The following is a 1,372-nucleotide window of genomic DNA, read 5'->3' as shown; positions in this document are numbered from 1 at the left end:
CCGACCGTGGCCAGCGGGTACAGGCCGGTGGCAGGCAGCGCGATGTGCCGCAGCGCTGCGGCGCCCAGGCGGCCGATCAGCACACCGAGCATGCCGCCGACCGCGAGTTGGTAGAGCAGGTTACCCAGGAGGGGAGCGGGCCCGGGCAGGTCGGTGGTGGCGGTGGAGAAAACCAGGACCAGGATGATGGTCGGGGCGTCGTTGAAGGCGAGGAGGGCGGGGCGGTACGCGACGAGTGGGGGTTGCGCGAACAGGTGCCGCAGAACGCTGGGAGCGCTCCCAGGCTCGGCGAGCGTAGGAAGTCCCTGAGGTGCCGTCAAGAATTCCGTCGGGATGTGCTGTTCGGACTTGTCGGAATCCACGGGCGCCGACCGGCGGCGACCAGGGGCGACTTGCACTCCGCGGGGTCGGCCCCTTACGGCGTGCGGAACCCGCGGAACGTCACGTGCTTCCGGGTCTCGAAGCCGAGCCGTTCGTACAGTGCGAGCGCGCCGGTGTTCGCCTCGGCCACATGCAGGAAGGGACGGTCGCCACGGGCGACGACCCGTACGATGAGCGCGCGCAGCAGGCGGACCGCATGGCCCTGCCCGCGCGCCTCGGGCGCGGTGCAGACGGCGCTGATCTCGGTCCATCCCGGAGGCCTCAGCCGCTCCCCCACCATAGCCACCAGTGCGTCGCCGTCGCGGATGCCCAGGTAGGTGCCGAGCTCATGCGTCCGGGGCCAGAAGGGTCCGGGGCGGGTCCGCTCGACGAGGTCGAGCATCTCGGGCACGCTCTCCGCGCCGAGTTCGACCACGCCGGAGCCGAAGTCGTCGCGAGACAGGTGCGGGCCGCTGTCACCGGTCCAGATCAGCTGGCGGCCCTCCATCACGAAGACCGGCTCCCAGTCGGACGGCGGCGTCGCCGGGCAGCTGAACATGTCGGCGAACTCGCCCGGCCCCAGCAGCTTCCCCAGGTCGGCCCATGCTTCCGCGTCCGGTTCGGCCGGTAGCGCGGAGAAGGTCGCGACTCCGGGTACGTAGCTGAGGGCGCCGCCCAGCCGCCGGGCGAGATGTGCGTGGTGCCCGCGGAGCGACTCGCCCACCGGGTCCTCGAGTGCGACGGCGTCGCTGAGCCCCGTCATCGTGCTGCGCCTTCCTGCCCTCTGCCGGTGCCGGCCGGCCAGGAGGCCGGCACGGCGTCTTCGGATGCCGACAGCCATGCTAGTGCCGCGGCAGGCAACGTTCGCCCCGTCGCGACGCCCGGCACGCTCCCCCACGCTCTCGACTCCGCTCGATCAGGGGGTACCCCCACTCGCCGCACCGGCCGAAACCCCGAGTACGTCCAGTACGAGGGCTTCCGGCCGGCACGCCGAGAGCACGCACCGGACGCC

1 protein-coding gene and 1 pseudogene are annotated in these 1,372 nt (G+C 72.2%); both read right to left on the bottom strand.

Annotation, left to right across the window (positions count from 1 at the left end):
- A pseudogene (locus ABZ281_RS49415) lies at positions 1-263 on the bottom strand (hypothetical protein); the annotation flags it as partial.
- A 152-nt stretch (positions 264-415) separates the two neighbouring features.
- Entirely contained in the window at positions 416-1,123 is a 708-nt protein-coding gene (locus tag ABZ281_RS49410; protein ID WP_356665393.1) for a GNAT family N-acetyltransferase, read from the bottom strand.
- Between the last annotated feature and the right edge of the window lie 249 nt (positions 1,124-1,372).

The sequence above is a fragment of the Streptomyces sp. NPDC006265 genome (genome assembly GCF_040613555.1).
In the GTDB taxonomy this organism is placed as follows: domain Bacteria; phylum Actinomycetota; class Actinomycetes; order Streptomycetales; family Streptomycetaceae; genus Streptomyces.
The sequence above is the reverse complement of the archived record's forward strand: the minus strand, read 5'-3'. Positions and strand labels throughout refer to the sequence as shown.